The sequence below is a fragment of the Aliivibrio sp. 1S128 genome (genome assembly GCF_001691065.1).
GTDB lineage: Bacteria > Pseudomonadota > Gammaproteobacteria > Enterobacterales > Vibrionaceae > Aliivibrio.
On record NZ_MAJV01000067.1, the window covers coordinates 1 to 705 of the forward strand.

2 protein-coding genes are annotated in these 705 nt (G+C 34.9%); both read right to left on the reverse strand.

Annotation, left to right across the window (positions count from 1 at the left end; translation table 11 throughout):
- Positions 1-12: 12 nt before the first annotated feature.
- Positions 13-300, reverse strand: a complete 288-nt coding sequence (locus tag A6E03_RS09230; protein WP_065600701.1) for a type II toxin-antitoxin system RelE/ParE family toxin — start codon at positions 298-300, stop codon at positions 13-15.
- The gene (locus A6E03_RS09235) at positions 297-578 is read right to left on the reverse strand and encodes a type II toxin-antitoxin system Phd/YefM family antitoxin (protein WP_063650544.1); all 282 of its coding nucleotides are present in this window, start codon (positions 576-578) and stop codon (positions 297-299) included. Before A6E03_RS09235 ends, A6E03_RS09230 begins: the two co-directional genes overlap by 4 nt.
- Between the last annotated feature and the right edge of the window lie 127 nt (positions 579-705).

The window sequence follows — 705 nt, forward strand, 5'->3', positions numbered from 1 at the left end:
TTTGTTATAATTTTATATATCAGCCATAGTCAGCAATTGACTACAGTTACGAACCGTTAAAATATTAATGCTTAACGTTACGCTATAAATAATGCGGTAATTACCAAAAATGATTTCACGATAATTGGCTCTATTTAACTCAGGAACAAGACGACCTAACTCTGGAAATGAACCTAAATTCTCAGCTTTGTCGAATACGTCATTAACCCATTTTTCTGCCGCTGATGGATTATCTAATGCAATGTATTCAGCTGTCTGCCCTATTTTATCTAAAGCAAGAGTTGACCAAATAACATTCATGAACGTAAGCGCCCTAATATTTTAGAACGAGCATCATCATTTGATAAACCTAAACCACTAGCGATTTGCGCTTCAGCTTGTTGCACCTCTTCCAGTAGCTCTATTTTTTCTTGCATTGCTTCATATTCAGCAACGTCTAAAACAACAGCGACACCTTTACCACGTTGAGTGATAACTAAAGGTCTACGAGTTTCGTTAATTTGACGAATAAACGACGCTACGCCAGCTCTAAATTCTGAAAGTGGTTGAATATCTTGGTCTAATCTTAGTCGAGTCATAATAGTACCTTAGTTGTACTTAATTTTGTACTAAGTATAGTGCAAGTATAAATATTCAGCAATACTAAGAAAAATTATAACGCCTGCATAACACGTTTACTACTATGCAATTATACTTAATATTGAC